13 protein-coding genes are annotated in these 15,417 nt (G+C 65.8%); 4 read left to right on the top strand and 9 right to left on the bottom strand.

The features are described from left to right. Positions 1 to 4: 4 nt before the first annotated feature. Positions 5 to 607, bottom strand: a complete 603-nt coding sequence (locus tag AC6RIC_RS23000) for a CatB-related O-acetyltransferase (protein WP_499734059.1) — start codon at positions 605 to 607, stop codon at positions 5 to 7. 500 nt (positions 608 to 1,107) lie between these two features. Between AC6RIC_RS23000 and AC6RIC_RS22995 the strand changes: the two genes are divergently transcribed. The 3 genes from AC6RIC_RS22995 to AC6RIC_RS22985 all read left to right on the top strand — a co-directional run bounded on the left by AC6RIC_RS22995 (position 1,108) and on the right by AC6RIC_RS22985 (position 5,047). Further along, a complete protein-coding gene (locus tag AC6RIC_RS22995; RefSeq protein WP_499734058.1) occupies positions 1,108 to 1,593 on the top strand; it encodes a hypothetical protein in 486 nt (161 codons plus the stop codon). Positions 1,594 to 1,891: 298 nt separating this feature from the next. Beyond that, positions 1,892 to 3,667, top strand: a complete 1,776-nt coding sequence (locus tag AC6RIC_RS22990; protein WP_499734057.1) for a type I secretion system permease/ATPase — start codon at positions 1,892 to 1,894, stop codon at positions 3,665 to 3,667. A gap of 45 nt (positions 3,668 to 3,712) precedes the next feature. Beyond that, positions 3,713 to 5,047 carry an HlyD family type I secretion periplasmic adaptor subunit gene (locus tag AC6RIC_RS22985; RefSeq protein WP_499734056.1) on the top strand — a complete coding sequence of 445 codons (1,335 nt, stop codon included), beginning with the start codon at positions 3,713 to 3,715 and terminating at the stop codon, positions 5,045 to 5,047. A 140-nt stretch (positions 5,048 to 5,187) separates the two neighbouring features. On the opposite strand, the gene AC6RIC_RS22980 is transcribed toward AC6RIC_RS22985, so the two are convergent. The 3 genes from AC6RIC_RS22980 to AC6RIC_RS22970 form a co-directional block, all read right to left on the bottom strand. Continuing rightward, positions 5,188 to 5,820 carry a calcium-binding protein gene (locus AC6RIC_RS22980; RefSeq protein WP_499734055.1) on the bottom strand — a complete coding sequence of 211 codons (633 nt, stop codon included), beginning with the start codon at positions 5,818 to 5,820 and terminating at the stop codon, positions 5,188 to 5,190. 322 nt (positions 5,821 to 6,142) lie between these two features. Then, the gene (locus AC6RIC_RS22975) at positions 6,143 to 7,471 is read right to left on the bottom strand and encodes an HlyD family type I secretion periplasmic adaptor subunit (protein WP_499734054.1); all 1,329 of its coding nucleotides are present in this window, start codon (positions 7,469 to 7,471) and stop codon (positions 6,143 to 6,145) included. Then, the gene (locus AC6RIC_RS22970) at positions 7,468 to 9,330 is read right to left on the bottom strand and encodes a type I secretion system permease/ATPase (RefSeq protein ID WP_499734053.1); all 1,863 of its coding nucleotides are present in this window, start codon (positions 9,328 to 9,330) and stop codon (positions 7,468 to 7,470) included. Before AC6RIC_RS22970 ends, AC6RIC_RS22975 begins: the two co-directional genes overlap by 4 nt. Before the next feature lie 263 nt (positions 9,331 to 9,593). On the opposite strand from AC6RIC_RS22970, the gene AC6RIC_RS22965 reads away from it, so the two are divergent. Beyond that, the gene (locus tag AC6RIC_RS22965) at positions 9,594 to 10,766 is read left to right on the top strand and encodes a right-handed parallel beta-helix repeat-containing protein (RefSeq protein WP_499734052.1); all 1,173 of its coding nucleotides are present in this window, start codon (positions 9,594 to 9,596) and stop codon (positions 10,764 to 10,766) included. Positions 10,767 to 10,889: 123 nt separating this feature from the next. On the opposite strand, the gene AC6RIC_RS22960 is transcribed toward AC6RIC_RS22965, so the two are convergent. The 5 genes from AC6RIC_RS22960 to ertE form a co-directional block, all read right to left on the bottom strand. Further along, positions 10,890 to 11,675, bottom strand: coding sequence for an SDR family oxidoreductase (locus tag AC6RIC_RS22960; protein ID WP_499734051.1), 786 nt, complete (start codon positions 11,673 to 11,675; stop codon positions 10,890 to 10,892). Continuing rightward, a complete protein-coding gene (locus AC6RIC_RS22955; protein ID WP_499734050.1) occupies positions 11,675 to 12,604 on the bottom strand; it encodes a dihydrodipicolinate synthase family protein in 930 nt (309 codons plus the stop codon). The genes AC6RIC_RS22960 and AC6RIC_RS22955 overlap by 1 nt, the downstream gene beginning before the upstream one ends. Before the next feature lie 220 nt (positions 12,605 to 12,824). Beyond that, the gene (locus AC6RIC_RS22950; RefSeq protein ID WP_499734049.1) at positions 12,825 to 13,508 is read right to left on the bottom strand and encodes an aspartate/glutamate racemase family protein; all 684 of its coding nucleotides are present in this window, start codon (positions 13,506 to 13,508) and stop codon (positions 12,825 to 12,827) included. Then, a complete protein-coding gene (locus tag AC6RIC_RS22945; protein ID WP_499734048.1) occupies positions 13,505 to 14,167 on the bottom strand; it encodes a flavin reductase family protein in 663 nt (220 codons plus the stop codon). The genes AC6RIC_RS22950 and AC6RIC_RS22945 overlap by 4 nt, the downstream gene beginning before the upstream one ends. A gap of 5 nt (positions 14,168 to 14,172) precedes the next feature. Further along, positions 14,173 to 15,417 (bottom strand): N-carbamyl-l-glutamate amidohydrolase ErtE, encoded by a 1,245-nt coding sequence (gene ertE / locus AC6RIC_RS22940; protein WP_499734047.1) that lies wholly within the window; start codon positions 15,415 to 15,417, stop codon positions 14,173 to 14,175.

The raw sequence follows: 15,417 nt of genomic DNA, 5'->3' as shown, positions 1-15,417 counted from the left end.
CCGTTCATTGCGGCGGCTCGTCGCGCAGGCGGGCCAATGTGACGGCTGAGGGGTGATAGACCGCTTCCGGCTGCGAGGCCACGAGCGCGGCGAGCTCCTGCCGGTCCAGCAGCCACCAGCGGCTCGCCTCGATCGCAGCAATGGTTTCGGGGTCGAAGCGCATCCGCAACAGGCGCGCGGGATTGCCGGCCATGATCGCGTAGGCTGGCACGTTCCGCGTCACCACGGCGCCTGCGCCGATCACGGCGCCGCGCCCGATATGCTTGCAGCCGGGGGTGATGATCGCGTTGTGGCTGAGCCAGACATCGTCCTCGATGACGAGCGGCGGCGGGGCGATCAGGTCGGTCTTCACCAGGCCGAAGCGGCATTCATACAGAAACGGGTGCGTACTGAGCGCCTCGACGGGGTGATTGGCGTCGAGGATGCGTGCGGTTTTGGCGAAGGAGCAGTAGCGCCCGATCCGGGTCGTCAGCGGAATTCGCCATCGATCGAAGCAGCCATAGGAATAGAGCCCGACATGGATGTCGAAGCGTGTCGCGAAATAGTGCCTGAGCGCTTCGCTTTCATACTCGTCGCGCAGCAGCAGCCTGAGTCGCAGCTTTTCCAAAAGGCGTCCTGCGACCCTCATCGCATCGATCCCGCCGCTCTGACGGCGGCCAGCTCGGCGGCGCTCGCCAAGTCTGCATTCGGGCGCGGCCCGTATCGGCGATTCTGATCAGACATGGCGATGCTTCCTGCCATCGCAGCGTTCGAATCTCAATGGCTTACCTGCCCTTGAGAACCAATTGTTAGTGGTATGATTAAATTTGAAACTTTCGGCTTTTGAGGGCGTGAGGGTAGGAACAATTAACCGAGATATCGTGGGGAAACTTAACTACGCTCCGATACGTCGATTTAAACTTTCAGTTGTTATCTGAAGGCAAGGTTTGACAACGACAGGGAATTAGCATGAATACCTTCATTGGAAAGTCCCGCCGTAAGGTTAGTGCGATCGTTGCCGGCTCGGTTGCTGCGGTTCTTGCCTCGTTCCATGGCGTCGAGGCCAGCCGCGCTGATGAGCCGGTGCCTGCCGTCGAGATGCCGGCATCCGTTGGAGACGATGGGCTCATGCTCACCACCGGCTCGCTTCCGGTCAAAACCACGGCTGCTGCCGAAACCGTGCAGACCTTCCTCGTGCACCGCTCGGCCGTCCGGTCGGACAGCGTCGCCATCACGGTGGTCACGCTCGACACCCAGGAGGAGCGCACGATCGAAGTGCCGGGCGTCTCCGGAATGTCGTTCAACAAGATCTGCCGCACGGCGGACGGCTCCAGGATCGCCTGCGGTTCGCGGGCGCGGGTCCAGCTCGTGAACTTCGTCACGCGCAAGGAAATGACCTGCACGATGACGGCTCCCGTCGGCGAGGTGGCGAAGGTGGTCTCCTGCGCGGTGGGCGGCGAGGATCTGGCCGAATGGATCGTCCGCTCCGGGATCGGCCGGCCGGCCGTCGAAGGTCTGCACGTTGCGGCCATGCGCGAAGCGCGCGGCTCCGAGCGCGGCATGTGGGCCGACGCGGAGACCCGCAACGATCTCGTCCTGGCGGCCCAGCGCTGATCGGGCTCGCGCGCAGCGTGGGTCCCAATCGAAAACGTCGACAGCCTCATGACGGATTGGCGCCTGGCCGGCTATCATCTGGCCAGGCGGGTTAACCTCTACGGCAGGTAAAAGAGCCGAAGCTCCATCGGAGCCTTTGAAAGACCGCTATTGTACTGCTATAAGCAGATCGTCGCTGACTGATCTGGCGATGCGAACGCCAAATCGCCCCTTCTTCTTGGCGATCACGGCTGTTCATGGAGTCCTAATGGCGTTCGGCGATGCATTCCGGCCTGGCCGCGATCGGGCCGCCACGCCCATGGCCGATGCTCTCCGGACCTGCCGCCAGGCGTTTTGGGCGCTGTGTTTCTTCAGCGGCCTGATCAACCTCCTGATGCTCACCGGCTCGTTCTACATGCTCCAGGTCTATGACCGGGTGCTGATGAGCAACAGCGTGCCGACGCTGGTCATGCTCAGCATCATGGCGCTGATCGCCTTTGCCTTCCAGGGCGGTCTCGAGGTCGTCCGCACCCGCATCTTCGGGCGCGTGGCTGAAAGGATCGACCTGGCCAGCGGTCCGAAACTCTACAATCACCTCGTGCGGATGCAGGCGTCCCGGCCGGGCATGACGTCCGAGCAGATGCAGCCGTTCCGCGACCTGGAGACGATCCGCGCCTTCCTGTCGGGGGCCGGGCCCGTCGCTTTATTCGATCTGCCCTGGCTGCCGATCTATCTGCTCCTGTGCTTCGTCCTGCATCCCATCATCGGGCTGTTCGCTCTGTTCTGCGTCGTGCTGCTGCTCGTGGTCGCCTTCGTCAGCGAAGCCAAGCAGCACGAGCCTGCGCTGGTCGCCCATGATGCTGCTTCCAAGCGCAACATGCAGGCCGCGAACTCGCTGCAGGCCGCGGAGGCCATCGTCGCGATGGGCATGCTGGAGGCGATGCGCCAGCGCTGGGAGGCGCAGAGCAACCGCTATTCCACCCTAGCCCTGAGGGCGAACGACGTTTCCAGCGGCCTGGCCTCGGTTTCGCGTACGCTGCGGATGGTCATCCAGTCGGCGACGCTCGGTCTCGGCGCCTATCTGGTCATCAAGGGCGAGATGACCGCCGGCACGATCATCGCCGCCTCGATCATCAGCTCCCGCACCATTGCGCCGATCGACATGGCCGTCTCAAGCTACCGCAGCTTTCAGCAGGCACGGCTGGGCTACAAGCGCCTCGTCGCATTATTCAAGGATGCGCCTCCGTCGGACGACAAGCTGCGGCTCATGCCGCCGCAGCGCTCGCTGGCCGTTGAGAGCATCGTCATGGTGGCTCCGAGCGATGGCCGCCCGATCGTCAAGGGCGCGACGTTCCGGCTCGCCGCCGGGCAGGGGCTTGGCATCATCGGTCACTCAGCATCCGGGAAGTCCACGCTCGGCCGGGCTCTCGTCGGACTCTGGCAGCCCGCGCGCGGGCAGGTCGTGCTGGATGGTGCCTCGCTGCAGGACTGGAATACCGATCAGTTGGGGCAGCATATCGGCTATCTGCCCCATGATGTGCAGCTCTTCGAGGGGACGATCGCGGAGAATATCAGCCGGTTCAAGCCTGATGCGCCGGCCGAGAAGATCCATCGGGCGGCGACTGCCGCCGGCTGCTACGAGCAACTGCTCGCGATGCCGCAGGGCATGAACACCCGGGTCGGGGCCGGCGGGCTCTACCTGTCGGCTGGCCAGCGGCAGCGCATCGGCTTGGCTCGCGCGCTCTTTGACGATCCCTTCCTTGTTGTGCTCGACGAGCCGAATTCGAATCTCGATGCCGATGGCGAGCAGGCCGTGACGGCGGCGATCATGCAGGTGCGCCAACGCGGCGGGATTGCCGTCGTCATCGCGCACAGGCCCAGCGCGATCGCCGCAGTCGACGCGTTGCTTGTGCTGCGTGACGGCTTCGTGATCGGTTATGGCGAGAAGGGCGAAGTGCTGCGCAACACCATGGCCAGTTCGCCGGCGACGCAGGTCGCGACCGGCAATGCTCCGCCTGCGGGACTGGCTTCCGCCCGTGGCAATCCGAAGCTGCCGCGCGTCGAGAACGGCCCTTCGGGTGGTCCAGGAGCGTGAAATGAGCATCTTGTCGGCAAGCAAGGCTGTAACGAGGGTTTCGCGATGACCGAGCTGCTCGAGTTCAAGGGCAGGCAAGTGGAGACCCCGCGGCCCAAGGAGATGGGCTGGTACATCCGGCTCGGCCTGATCGCGAGCGTCACCTTCGTCGGTGCCGGCGTCGCCTGGGGCACGATGGCGCCGCTCGAGGGGGCGGTCATTGCCTCTGGCACCGTTGTCGTCGAGAACAATATCAACAAGGTGCAGCATCCGATCGGCGGCGTCGTAGGCGCGATCCTTGTCAAGGAAGGCCAGCGCGTCGCGGCCGGTGATGTGGTGATGCGGCTCGACGAGACGGCCACGAGAGCCAACCGGCAGATCATCGTGAACGAGCTCAACACCCAGCGGGTACGCCAGGCGCGCCTGAATGCGGAGCGTGAGCAGGCGGTCACGATGGTCGTGCCCGCCGATTTAAAGTCGCTGGCCGTCGCAGACCCCGAGATCCGGCAGGCTCTGGCAAGCGAGACGTCGTTGTTCGCCGCGCGGGCGCGGACCCGCGTCGGCCAGCGCGCGCAGCTCAACGAGCAGATCAAGCAGTCTCAGCAGGAGATCAAGGGCACGGACGCCCAGTACAAATCGGCCGTGGAGCAGGTTCGCGTCGCCGAGCTCGAACTGGTCGACATGCGCGGCCTGCTCGCCAAGAACCTCGTCGCCAAGCCGCGCGTGACGCAACTGGAGCGCGAGGTCGCGCGCATTCGGGGCACGATGGGGGAGCTCACGGCGAAGGCGGCGCAGATCAACGCGCGGATCAGCGAAACCGAACTCCAGATTCTGCAGATCGATCGTACGCTCGAAACCGAAGTCGCCAAGGAGAGCCGCGAGGCGGAAACCAAGGTCGCGGAGCTGCATGAGAAGCTCGCCACGGCCGACGATCAGTTGCGGCGCATCGACCTGCGCTCGCCCAGCGACGGCATCGTGCATCAGATGCAGATGCATACGGTCGGCGGCGTCATCGCGCCCGGCGCGGCGATCATGAGCATCGTGCCCGAGCGCGACGCCCTGGTCATCGAGGCCAGGGTCAATCCGGCCGATATCGATCAGATTCATGCCGATCAGCCGGCGCGGGTGCGTTTCACCGCCTTCAACAGCCGCACGACGCCGGAGCTGAACGGCTCGATCTTCAGGATCGCGGCCGATATCGCGCGCGATGAGCGGACCGGAGCGATGTATTACGTTGTCGGCGTGCGCGTCAGCGACCAGGAAACCGCGCGCCTTGGCAAGCTGAAGCTCATTCCGGGCATGCCGGCCGAAACCTTCATCAAGACATCCGAGCGGACTGTCGCCAGCTTCCTGATGAAGCCGCTCTTCGAGCACATGAACCGGGCGTTCCGGGAAGAGTAGGGTGTTTCGGGTCACGCCGGTCTGGTCGGGCGCGCCTTGGGCGTGCGGTCCGAGCCGGGGCGGCCATACCTGCTCCTTCGTGCCGCCGTCCTTGCGACAGACCGGGCATCGCGTGCCGAAGCGCGCGATGCCCTTTGCTGTCAGATGCCGTAGACGCCGCCGGCGTTGGTGAACGCGTCGGCCCAGCCGTTGAGCACGATGGTCTGCTGGTGGACGCCATCATCGAGTTTCAGGACAAGCGCGTTGCAGAAGCCCTTCTGGGCAGAGGCGCCGGTCGAGTATTTGACGAGCTCGACAAGGTCGGCGATCGAATCCGCCACGAAACCCTCGCCATAGCGAGCTGGGTTAGAAGTATAGGGCACCGTGATGTCGAGATCGTTGTCGGTCGCGGTTTCGGCGATGCCGTCCTTGTCGTCGAAGGACCCGGCCTTAAAACCGGAGACGACGAGCTTGTCGCCTTGCGAGAAGTTCAGATCAGCCACGATATCCGTATCGCGGCAGCCTTCGATCCGGGCGCCGTCGAAACGAAACTGGTCCGCGCCGCTGCCCCCGATCAAGATATCGTCGCCTCCGCCGCCGAGCAGCCAGTCATCGCCGGCGCCGCCGAACAGAAGGTCGTTCCCATTGCCGCCGTCGAGATAGTCGCTGCCTTTTTGTCCGAGAAGAAGGTCGCTCTTGTTGCCGCCAAGGATCGTGTCATCCAGGTTGGTTCCGTGGAGGAAATCTTTCTTGTCGGTTCCGACTATTCTGTTTTGTTGACCGGGTACTGCCATTTTACAAAACTCCCCTCAACTAACCAGCAAGAGATTTTACTGGTTAATGAAGTGTTTACAGGGAGGTTTTCGAGCGTCAATCGGACTGTAAAGTAACCATTAATCGTAAGTCATGCTTCTCGCAGGATGAGCGCCATACTGATGCTCTTGTTTGTGACCGGCTTGCTGAGATGAGGGGGCGCGCTTCCGTTTGGTCAGGTCGATCTCTTGACGTCGTCGATATCTGGCGGGGATGCGCCGCCTCGGTTTTCGCGGCATGGCCGGGAAGGCGCGACGTCTCGTGGAGATCGTTTCCACTGCTTCGCGAAAGGAACGGCTCGGCTCAGCGCTCCCGGAAGGCCCGCGCGATCTGGTCCGACAACGGCTTGAGCAGGAAGGTTAGCGGCGTCCTGTCGCCGGTCTTGACCAGCGCGTCGGCCTGCATGCCGGATCTGACCTCCAGCGGCGCCAGACGCTCGATCTCACCCTCCAGAAGGGCGATCCGGATGGTGTAGAGGCTCGCTCCGGTCTGCTGCTCCCTTGAGACGTCGGCTGCCATCCGCGCGACCTTGCCGCGCAGCTCGGGCGTCGTGCGCTGGTTGAAGGCGTGGACGCGGATGACGACCGGCTGGCCCAGCCGCAACTGATCGTAGTCCAGCGGCGACACTTTCGCTTCGAGGTTCAGTTGTTCCTCGCTCGGCACGATCAGCATCACCGGTTCGGCCGGATTGATCACGCCGCCGACATTGTGGACCGCGAGCTGATGGACATAGCCGGATGATGGCGCGCGGATCTCCATGCGCTTGAACTGGTCCTCTGCGGCGGCGTGGCGCTGCACCAGCTCGGAGATCCTGGCCTCGTTCTCGCGCAGGTCGCGCAGGACCTCGGTGCGCAGGTCCTCGTTGATCTGGAGGATCTGGAGCTCCGTCTCGGCGATCTTGCCTTCCGCCTGCGCGACCTGGGCCGCGAGCTGGCCATGGACGCCGTCGATCGCGACGGCGTCGCGCTCCAGCCCGGACAGGCGGCTGAGGCTGACCAGGTTGCGCTTGTAGAGGCCGCGCACGCCTTCCAGCTCGCGTGCCGTGAGCGCCGCCTCGCGCACCTTGGCTTCCATCTGCCCTTTCAGGCCCGTGATCTCGCTGCCGAGCTGGTCGATGCGGCGAGTGAGCTGCGAGCGGGTGCCGTTGCGCGCCGCGGACCTGGCGTCGAACTGGCGTCTCTCGGCGGCCAGGAGCATGGCGAAATCGACGTCGGACGCGCGGGCGGCGAGCGCTTCGGGAAATTCGAGCCGGGATGCCTGGTCGCGTTCCGCCTCGAGGCGGGCCGAGCGCACTCGCGCCTCGTCGAGCTGGCGGCTGATGATCTGGAGGTTGGTGCGCGTCACGGTCTCGTCGAGACGGATCAGGACGTCGCCCTGGTGCACGCGTGCGCCCTCGCGCACCTTGATGTCGCTGATAACGCCGCCGGTCGGATGCTGCACCTTCTTCGTGTTGTTCTCGACGACGAACTGCGCGCCCGCGACGACGGCGCCCGAGATCGAAACCGTGGTGGTCCACACGCCGACGGTGCCGATGAAGAGGCCAGCCGCGATGTAGCCCCTGCGGCCGAGCCGCCGGATGGCGCGCTCGTGATGGTCGGTCCGCTGCGTGTCGCGGCCGGATGGCGCGGTCATGAGTGGGCCCTCTGTTCCTGCGCCAGGATTTCCCGGGCCTCTTCAGCGTCGCGCATGGCCCTGGCCATGCGCCTGAGATCGCGGATGGATGGCTCCAGCCCGCCTTGCGGAGGTGCATTGGCAGCGGCGGCCGTTGCTGCCGGCTGCGATGCGCGTTCAGGCATCGGTTCACTGCGGGTCGTTGCGGCAAGAACCTCGTCGCGCGGGCCGAAGGCCTGGAGCCTGCCTTCGTTCATGACGCCGACCAGATCGACCGCCGACAGGCCGGAGGGGCGGTGGGTGATCACGATCACGATGCCGCGCCGTGCCTTCACCGCGTGGATCGCGGCTGCGAGCGCATTATCGCCATCCGCATCGAGGCTGGAATTGGGCTCGTCGAGCACGACGAGGAACGGATCGCCATACAGCGCACGCGCCAGCGCGATGCGCTGGCGCTGGCCGCCGGAAAGCGCCGCGCCGCCTTCGCCGACGACCGTTTCGTAGCCGTCCGGAAGGGCGACGATCATGTCATGGGCGCCGGCGATCTCGGTCGCGGCCAGGATGCCATCGCTGGTGGCCTCGGGATCGAACCGCGCGATGTTCTCGGCGATGGTGCCCGGGAACAATTCGACATCCTGGGGCAGGTAGCCGATCGAGCGGCCGAGGCTGTCGCCGTCCCATTGCGTCATCAGCGCGCCGTCGAGCCGCACCGCGCCGCGGGCTGGCTGCCAGATGCCGACCAGGGCGCGCGCGAGGCTGGACTTGCCGGAGCCGGACGGGCCGATCAGGCCCAGCGACTGGCCGGCGCTCAGTTGAAAACGGACGCTCATCACGATGAAGCGGCGGCTGCCCGGCGGATTCAGGGTAACGTCCTCGACGCTGACCGCGCGGCTGGGGGCCGGCAGGAACAGCGAGCGCCGGGACGATTCATGCTCGGGCAGGGTCGTCTTCAGCCTGGTGTAGCCCTGCCGCGCCGCGACGAAGGTCTTGAGATGGGCGACCGCAAGCTCGACCGGCGCGAGCGCCCGGCTGGTCAGGACAGAGGCGGCCAGCATGGCGCCGCCCGACATCTCGCCGCGGATGACCAGCAGCGCGCCGAGGCCAAGCACGGCCGACTGCAGGATGAAGCGGAACATCTTGGCGAAGGAATTGACGCCGCCGGTCGCCTGCGAGAGCTGCATGTAGTCGTCGACATGGCGCGCATGGATCAGGTCGAACCGCTGCGAGAACGAGCCGGCCATGCCCAGCGCCGAGATCGTCTCCGCATTGCGCCGGCCGGTTTCCAGCATTGCGAACTGGGCCGAGCCGCTCTGCGCGACCCGTTTGCCGGGGGCGATCGAGAAGCGCTCCGTCAGCACCGTCAGTCCGACGATCATCAGCATGCCGCTGATCGCCAGCCAGCCGAGCCAGGGATGCAGCATGAAGCAGACGAACAGGAAGACCGGGGCGAAGGGGATGTCGATCAGCGCGGTCGGTCCCAGGCTCCCTAGGAATCTCCGGAGCGCGGCGAGATCCCGGAAAGGCTGAAGCGCATCGGCGGGGGTGGCGCCATTCACCGGGGCGCTCATCGCGGCGCGCACGGTCAGCGGGGCGAGGCGGGCATCGACCGCAGCGCCGATACGGCCGAGCATCTGGAGCCGGATATGGTCGAGCCAGCCCTGCAGGGCATAGGCGGCGAGCGCGATGACCGAGACGCCGACCAGCGTCGCCACCGACCGGCTCGCCAGCACGCGGTCATAGACCTGCATCATGTAGATCGAGCCGGTGAGCATCAGGAGATTGACGATGGTCGAGAAGACCGCGACGTGAATCCAGGCTCGCGATGTTCCGCGCAGCGCTGCTGAGACGACGTTGCTTGAGACGGAATCGTCGCGAACCATAACTCAACACCGGATATCGGACGATCTCGACGACGCCCCGCCTCGCCGCACAATGCTGGAGCATGGTGTAAAAAACCTTTCCGCGATGCTGATTTCTCGACGGATCGTCTTTGACGCGACGTTAGGGTATGCGCGCTGGGGCAGATGTGGTTCCGGATGCCGCCCTTTGTTCGGGATGCGTAACCTAACTGGACATGCTGCGATATTCAGCCGAATACTCCCGATATGCGCGATCATCGCGCCGGCGGCCGAGGACTGTGAGTGTGTCGATTCGTTTGTTGTTCCTGACTTGCATGCTGTCGATCGGGGTCGCCGCCTCCGCTTCCGTCATAGCCCAGACCGCCAGTCGCCCGGCCGACCGCCTGACGGTGGGCTCCGTGGCGGAGTTCGACCAGGCGCTCGCCGGCGGCGGCGAAGCCAAGGTCATCGCGCTGAAACCCGGTGTCTACGACGAGTTGACGATTCGGGGCGTGTCCGCGGGAACTGCGGTCACGGTCGTCGCGGCCGAGGCGGCCAATCGCCCGGTGGTCCACAAGCTCTCGATTTCCGGTTCGCGTAATGTCCTGCTGGAGGGGATACGTTTCGTCGGGACGGGACAGGAAGCTCCCGAGACCTTCCTCACGGAAATCCGGCAAAGCCAGAATATCCGGATCCGGAGATCCGAGTTCAGTGCACCGCAGGGAAAGACGGCAAGCAACGCCGGCGCTCTCCGGGCGGTCGAGGTCACGACGTTGCATCTCGCCGACACGGTGGTCGAGAACCTGCACCGCGGCATCGTGCTCGACCGGAGCACGGCCGTGGTCATCGAGCACAATCAGTTTCGCCGGCTCAATCTCGACGGGCTCGCGATCGTGCAATCGGACGGCGTCACCTTCGACAGCAACCGTCTCGAAGCGTTCCGGCCGGAACCCACCGGCGCTCGCCACTTCGTGACGGCGTCGACACGGCAGACGACCGCGCCATCCCGGAACATCCGCATCACGCGCAACGTCATGATCCAGACGGAAGGCGAGCCGGTTGCCGGCGTCTTTTTCGGAAACGAGGAACAGCGCCCCTATGAGAACGTGGAGCTGTCGAAGAACATCATCCTGACCGGTTCTCCGCACGGCATCACGATCGATTACGCGGTCAATGCATCGATAGCGGACAATATGGTTCTGGATTCGCTTCAATCGTCCTACAACAACGCAATTCGATTGCTGAATGCCAGGAACAGCGAAGTCAGCCGGAATATGGCGGTGGCCTATGCCTATACCGGCAGCCAGGGGATCATCTCGCTGCGGAACATAACGGTCCCTCGCGGAGGCGGCGCCACCCGGCGCCTTATCGCCGAACGCCTGCTGGAGGGGCTGAAGCAGCAAGGTGCGGCGCCCTATCCGGTCCATGCCGGGCATTCGGTTCTGGCCGATCAGCGTGCGGCCGGACCTCGATCCTAGAAAATGCGTTAGAACCAAGACTTGGAGCATGCCGCGTTTCTGAGAAGTGCGGAATGACTCCGGGGCTCCGGCCTCGCCGAGGGCGCGAACGGCATCGAAGCCGTCAGCGCCCCTGGCCGATCTTCAGATGCTTCTGATCAAACCGCCGTCGATGCGGATCTTCGCGCCCGTCACATAGCTCGCCCGCTCGCTGGCGAGGAAGGTGACGACATCGGCGAATTCCTGCGGTTTGCCGTAGCGTCCGGCAGGGATCGCCGCCATCGAGGCTTTTGCAACCGCCTCGCGCGTGCCGCCGCTGCGCGCCGCCGCGGCATCGTCGAGTTGGTCGACACGTTCGGTATGGATGCGGCCGGGCAGGACTACATTGACGGTCACGCCGCTGCCCGCGACCTCAGAGGCCAGCGTCTTCGACCAGCCGATCACGGCGGCGCGGATGCCGTTGGAGAGGGCCAGCCGCGGAATCGGCTGCTCGACGCCGGAGGAGGCGATGGTGACGATCCGGCCGAAGCCGCGCTCGGTCATGCCGGGCAGCAGGCGCTGTGCGAGATGAAACAGGTTGGCGGCCATGCCCTCGAAATGCTTCAGCCAGTCCTCGCGCCTGGCATCGCGTGCCTCGCCTGGCGGCGGGCCACCGGAATTGCCGATCAGGATGTCGACGCCGCCCTCAGTGATCAGCCTGTCGGCGAGGGCATCGACCGAGGCGAGGTCGGTGAGATCGAGCCTGGCACCGCTGACGCGGCCGCGCTGCTCGGCCGGCAGGCCGGCGATCCAGCTCTCCGTGACATCGCTGCTGCGGGCCGCGGCGATCACCGTCGCGCCTTCTGCAGCGAGCGTCTGCGCGATCACCGCGCCGAGCCCGCGGCTGGCACCGAGCACGAGGGCGCGCTTTCCGACAAGTCCCAGATCCATCAGCCGATCTCCTTGAGCCGGCGCTCCTGCCGCGCGACGAGCCGTTCGATATCGGCGATATCCGTCTTGGACAACGCTCCGCCGGGCTTGCGCAGCGTGGCGGAAGCGATCGCGCCGCGCTTCGCCAGCGTGTACTTGCGGATGGCGAGGCCAAGGCCGGGCTGCTGCTCGTAGCGCGCCAGCGGCAGATAGGCGTCGAACAGGTCATGCGCCCGCTCGACCTGGCCGGCGGCATGCGCCTTCCAGACATCGACCATCATCTCAGGATAGGCGAAGCCGGTCATGGCGCCGTCGGCGCCGCGCGACAATTCCTCCGGCAGGAACATCCCGCCATTGCCGACAAGGATCGAGATGCGCCGGCCGCCCTGGTCGCTCGCCGCTCGTAACGCCGCGATCTTGGCGAGACCCGGCCAGTCCTCGTGCTTGAGCATGACGCAGGACGGGTGGGCGGCGACGATCTTCAGGATCACGGCAGCCGTGATCTGCACCTGCGTCACCAGCGGGAAGTCCTGAAGGACGAACGGCGTCTTGGCGCCCAGCGTCTCCGCCACCATGGCATAATAGGAGAGGATCTGGTCGTCGGTGCGCAGGTTGGAGGGCGGCGCGACCATCACGCCGGCAGCGCCGTCGCCCATCACGCTTTCGCTGAGTTCGGCCATCGCGGCGAAGCCGGCTGCCGAGACGCCGGCGACCACCGGCACGCGGCCATCGACCCGCTTCAGCACGCGGCGCACGAAGATGCGGGATTCTTCCGCCGTCAGCTTCGGCGCCTCGCCCATCATGCCGAGCACGGTCAGGCCGGTCGCGCCCTTCTCGAGATAGAAATCGACCATGCGGTCGGTGCTGTCGAGATCGAGCGCGCCGGTTTCGGTGAAGGGCGTCACCGCGATGACGTAGACGCCATCAGCGGTTTCATCGAGCAGAGCCATGGTGGTCCTCAGTTGCTGGTGGAAGAGGGCAGGGGTTTTGCCCGGATGAAGAGGTTTTTCTCAGGTTGGCGAGTGCTGCGTCCGGCAGTTCTGTTCGCATGTCCGCATTCTCGCGCAGTGCGGGATACGGTCGGCGCGCGGGATGGTGATGCGACCGAAGGCGTGGTCGTGGAGATCTCTTGTCGCAAATGCTATTCAGCCTTATTCGCGATAGCCGACTTCAGCTTCCGGTGAGAGGCCGCCCGCCCCAGCCCAGCCGGACGCGCCCGAGCGCCATGGTCACGGCGGCCTGCGTCGGCTCGACGACAGGCACGCCGAGTTCGCGCTCCAGCGGTTCTCGGAAGCGCGCCATGCCGGCGCAGCCCATCACCAGCACATCGGCATGGTGCGTGTCGCGCAAGGTTTTGCCGACGCTGATCATCCGGCCGAGCGTGAGGTCGTCATCGGCCATCTCGGCGATGGTGAGGTTCACCGGCAGGTCGCCGGCGAAGCGCTCCATCACGCCCATGGCGCCGAGATAGCGCAGATGCCTTGGGATCGAATTCTTGAGCATCGCGACGATGCCAAAGCGGTGGCCCAGCGTCAGCGCCGTCAGCACGCCGGATTCGGCGATGCCCAGCACCGGCTTCGTGCTCTGCTCGCGCAGGGCATGCATGCCGGGGTCGGAGAAACAGGCGACGACGAAGGCGGTGGCCTCACCCTCGAGGCCCGCGGCGCGTTTCAACAAGGCGGGGATCAGCCCATCGACATCGCGTTGCGACTGGATGCCGGGCGGCCCGTCGGCGAGCGTCAGGCATTCGATCGCCGGACCGCCCGCCATGCGCAGCGGTGCGACGGCGACGTCGATCTCGCGGGTCACGCGCTCGGTCGAATTCGGGTTGATGACGTAGATCGTGCCGCTCACGACACCTCTCCTTCGGGAATGGGGGCCTGTTCGCGCTGGCGCCAGCCATCCAGTGTCTGGCGCGGCTGCTGGAAGCGGTCGCCCAGGCCGAGATACCAGTCGGCACCGTGCAGGCGGCCGACGAGATCGAGCTTGTCGATATCGACATGCAGGCGCTCGTCGACGATGCCGTCGCGGATATGGAGATGGACGATCTCGCCGACGACGAGATTGCGATGCTTGGCGCCGAACGAAAGCGAGACGGTTTCGCGGCATTCGAGCTGGACGGGGGAGGCCGCAAGCCGCGGCGTCGCGACCTTGGCGCTCGCCGCGATATCGAGCCCGGCGGCCGCGATCTCGTCGATCTCGCGGGGGAAGTCGATGGCGCAGACCTGCATCGCCGCGACCATCGCCCGGTCGACGAGATTGACGACGAAGCTGCCGGTCTCGCGGATATTGCGCATCGTGTCCTTCAGCGGCTCGGTGCCGCTGCGCCCCTCGATGCCGAGCACGACCAGCGGCGGCGCGTGGCTGAAGACATTGAAGAAGCTGAAGGGCGCGGCATTGGCACGGCCCTTCCCGTCGACCGTGGTGACGAGGGCGATCGGCCGGGGCAGCACGGTGTTGACGAGGAGCTTGTAGAGGTCGCGCTCTTTGAGGTCGCCTGCCGCCCAGTCCATCGCGTTCAGCCCAGTTGCGTGTCGAGCAGGCGCACCGTCTCGGCCAGCACCCGGGCGCCGTCGCCGGCCTGGTCTGGCGTGATCGATTCCTCCGGCGCATGGCTGCGCCCTTCGAGGCAGGGCACGAAGATCATGCCGACCGGGCCGATATGGGCGATATGGACGCCGTCATGCCCGGCGCCGCTGGGCAGGTCGCGCGTGGCAAGGCCGAGCGAAGCCGAAGCGTTCGCGATGGCCGAGCGAACTTCTGGCGCGCAGGCCGTCGGCGCGACATGGCTGATCGGCTCGACCGCAATGGAGAGGTGCAAGTCTTCGAGGGCAGGGCGCAGATCGCGCACCAATGCTTCGCCGAAGGCCTTGACCGCTGCCTCGTTGCCGGAGCGGACTTCGAGCGTCATCACCGCCTCGCCCGGCACCGCATTCGACGCGTTGGGGCTGACCTCGATGCGCCCGAAGGTGGCGACAAGCGGCTGGTTGTCGCGCGAAGCCGCGAGCGCGCGCTTGTAGGCGGCCTCGATCAGTTTCGCAGCCCCGACCAGCGCGTCGGCCCGGAGCGGCATCGGCGTCGCTCCTGCATGGTCGGCCCTGCCGGTGACGATGATGCGTTCGCGGCGGATGCCGACGATATCGGTGACGATGCCGATCGGGATGCGCTCGTTCTCCAGCACACGGCCCTGCTCGATATGGACCTCGACATAGGCCGCGATGCCATCGCTCGGCCGCTTGACCGAGGCCAGCTCTGCCGGTCGCCCGCCGACGAAGGTGATGCCTTCGCGCAAGGTCATGCCGTCCGGACGGGTCAGCGCCAGATGCTCGTCGGTCAGCGTTCCCGCGAGCGCGCGGCTGCCGATGCAGGAGAGGCCGAACTCGCTCGGCTCCTCCGCCAGGAAATCGACGACCTCCAGCGTATGGCGCAGGCGGTCGCCACGCTCGCTGAAGCTCTGCGCGACTTCCAGCGCGGCGAGCACGCCGAGAATGCCGTCATAGCGCCCGCCCGAGGGGACGGTGTCGGAATGTGATCCGATCAGGATCGGCTTCAGCGTAGGATCGGCCCCAGTGAGCCGGCCGATCAGGTTGCCGGCGGCGTCGAGTTCCGTCTCCAGTCCGGCTTCGCGGAATTCCGCGGCGAGCCATTCCCGCCCTTCGAGGAAGCGCGGCGTGAAGGAGCGGCGCGTCCACGGACGCTCCGGGTCGGTGATGGCGGAGAGCGCCTCGATGCGGCGCCAGAGCCGGTCCTGATCGATCGACAT

The sequence above is a fragment of the Allobosea sp. TBD101 genome, from assembly GCF_059817965.1.
Note: the sequence above shows the minus strand (reverse complement) of the source record. Positions and strands in the feature narration are given on the sequence as shown.

Coding starts and splice junctions, on each gene's coding strand:
- AC6RIC_RS22995 (WP_499734058.1), top strand. CDS start 1,108: ATGCTCACCACCGGCTCGCTTCCGGTCAAAACCACGGCTGCTGCCGAA.
- AC6RIC_RS22990 (WP_499734057.1), top strand. CDS start 1,892: ATGGCCGATGCTCTCCGGACCTGCCGCCAGGCGTTTTGGGCGCTGTGT.
- AC6RIC_RS22985 (WP_499734056.1), top strand. CDS start 3,713: ATGACCGAGCTGCTCGAGTTCAAGGGCAGGCAAGTGGAGACCCCGCGG.
- AC6RIC_RS22980 (WP_499734055.1), bottom strand. CDS start 5,820: ATGGCAGTACCCGGTCAACAAAACAGAATAGTCGGAACCGACAAGAAA.
- AC6RIC_RS22975 (WP_499734054.1), bottom strand. CDS start 7,471: ATGACCGCGCCATCCGGCCGCGACACGCAGCGGACCGACCATCACGAG.
- AC6RIC_RS22970 (WP_499734053.1), bottom strand. CDS start 9,330: ATGGTTCGCGACGATTCCGTCTCAAGCAACGTCGTCTCAGCAGCGCTG.
- AC6RIC_RS22960 (WP_499734051.1), bottom strand. CDS start 11,675: ATGGATCTGGGACTTGTCGGAAAGCGCGCCCTCGTGCTCGGTGCCAGC.
- AC6RIC_RS22955 (WP_499734050.1), bottom strand. CDS start 12,604: ATGGCTCTGCTCGATGAAACCGCTGATGGCGTCTACGTCATCGCGGTG.
- AC6RIC_RS22945 (WP_499734048.1), bottom strand. CDS start 14,167: ATGGACTGGGCGGCAGGCGACCTCAAAGAGCGCGACCTCTACAAGCTC.
- ertE (WP_499734047.1), bottom strand. CDS start 15,417: ATGTCGATCGATCAGGACCGGCTCTGGCGCCGCATCGAGGCGCTCTCC.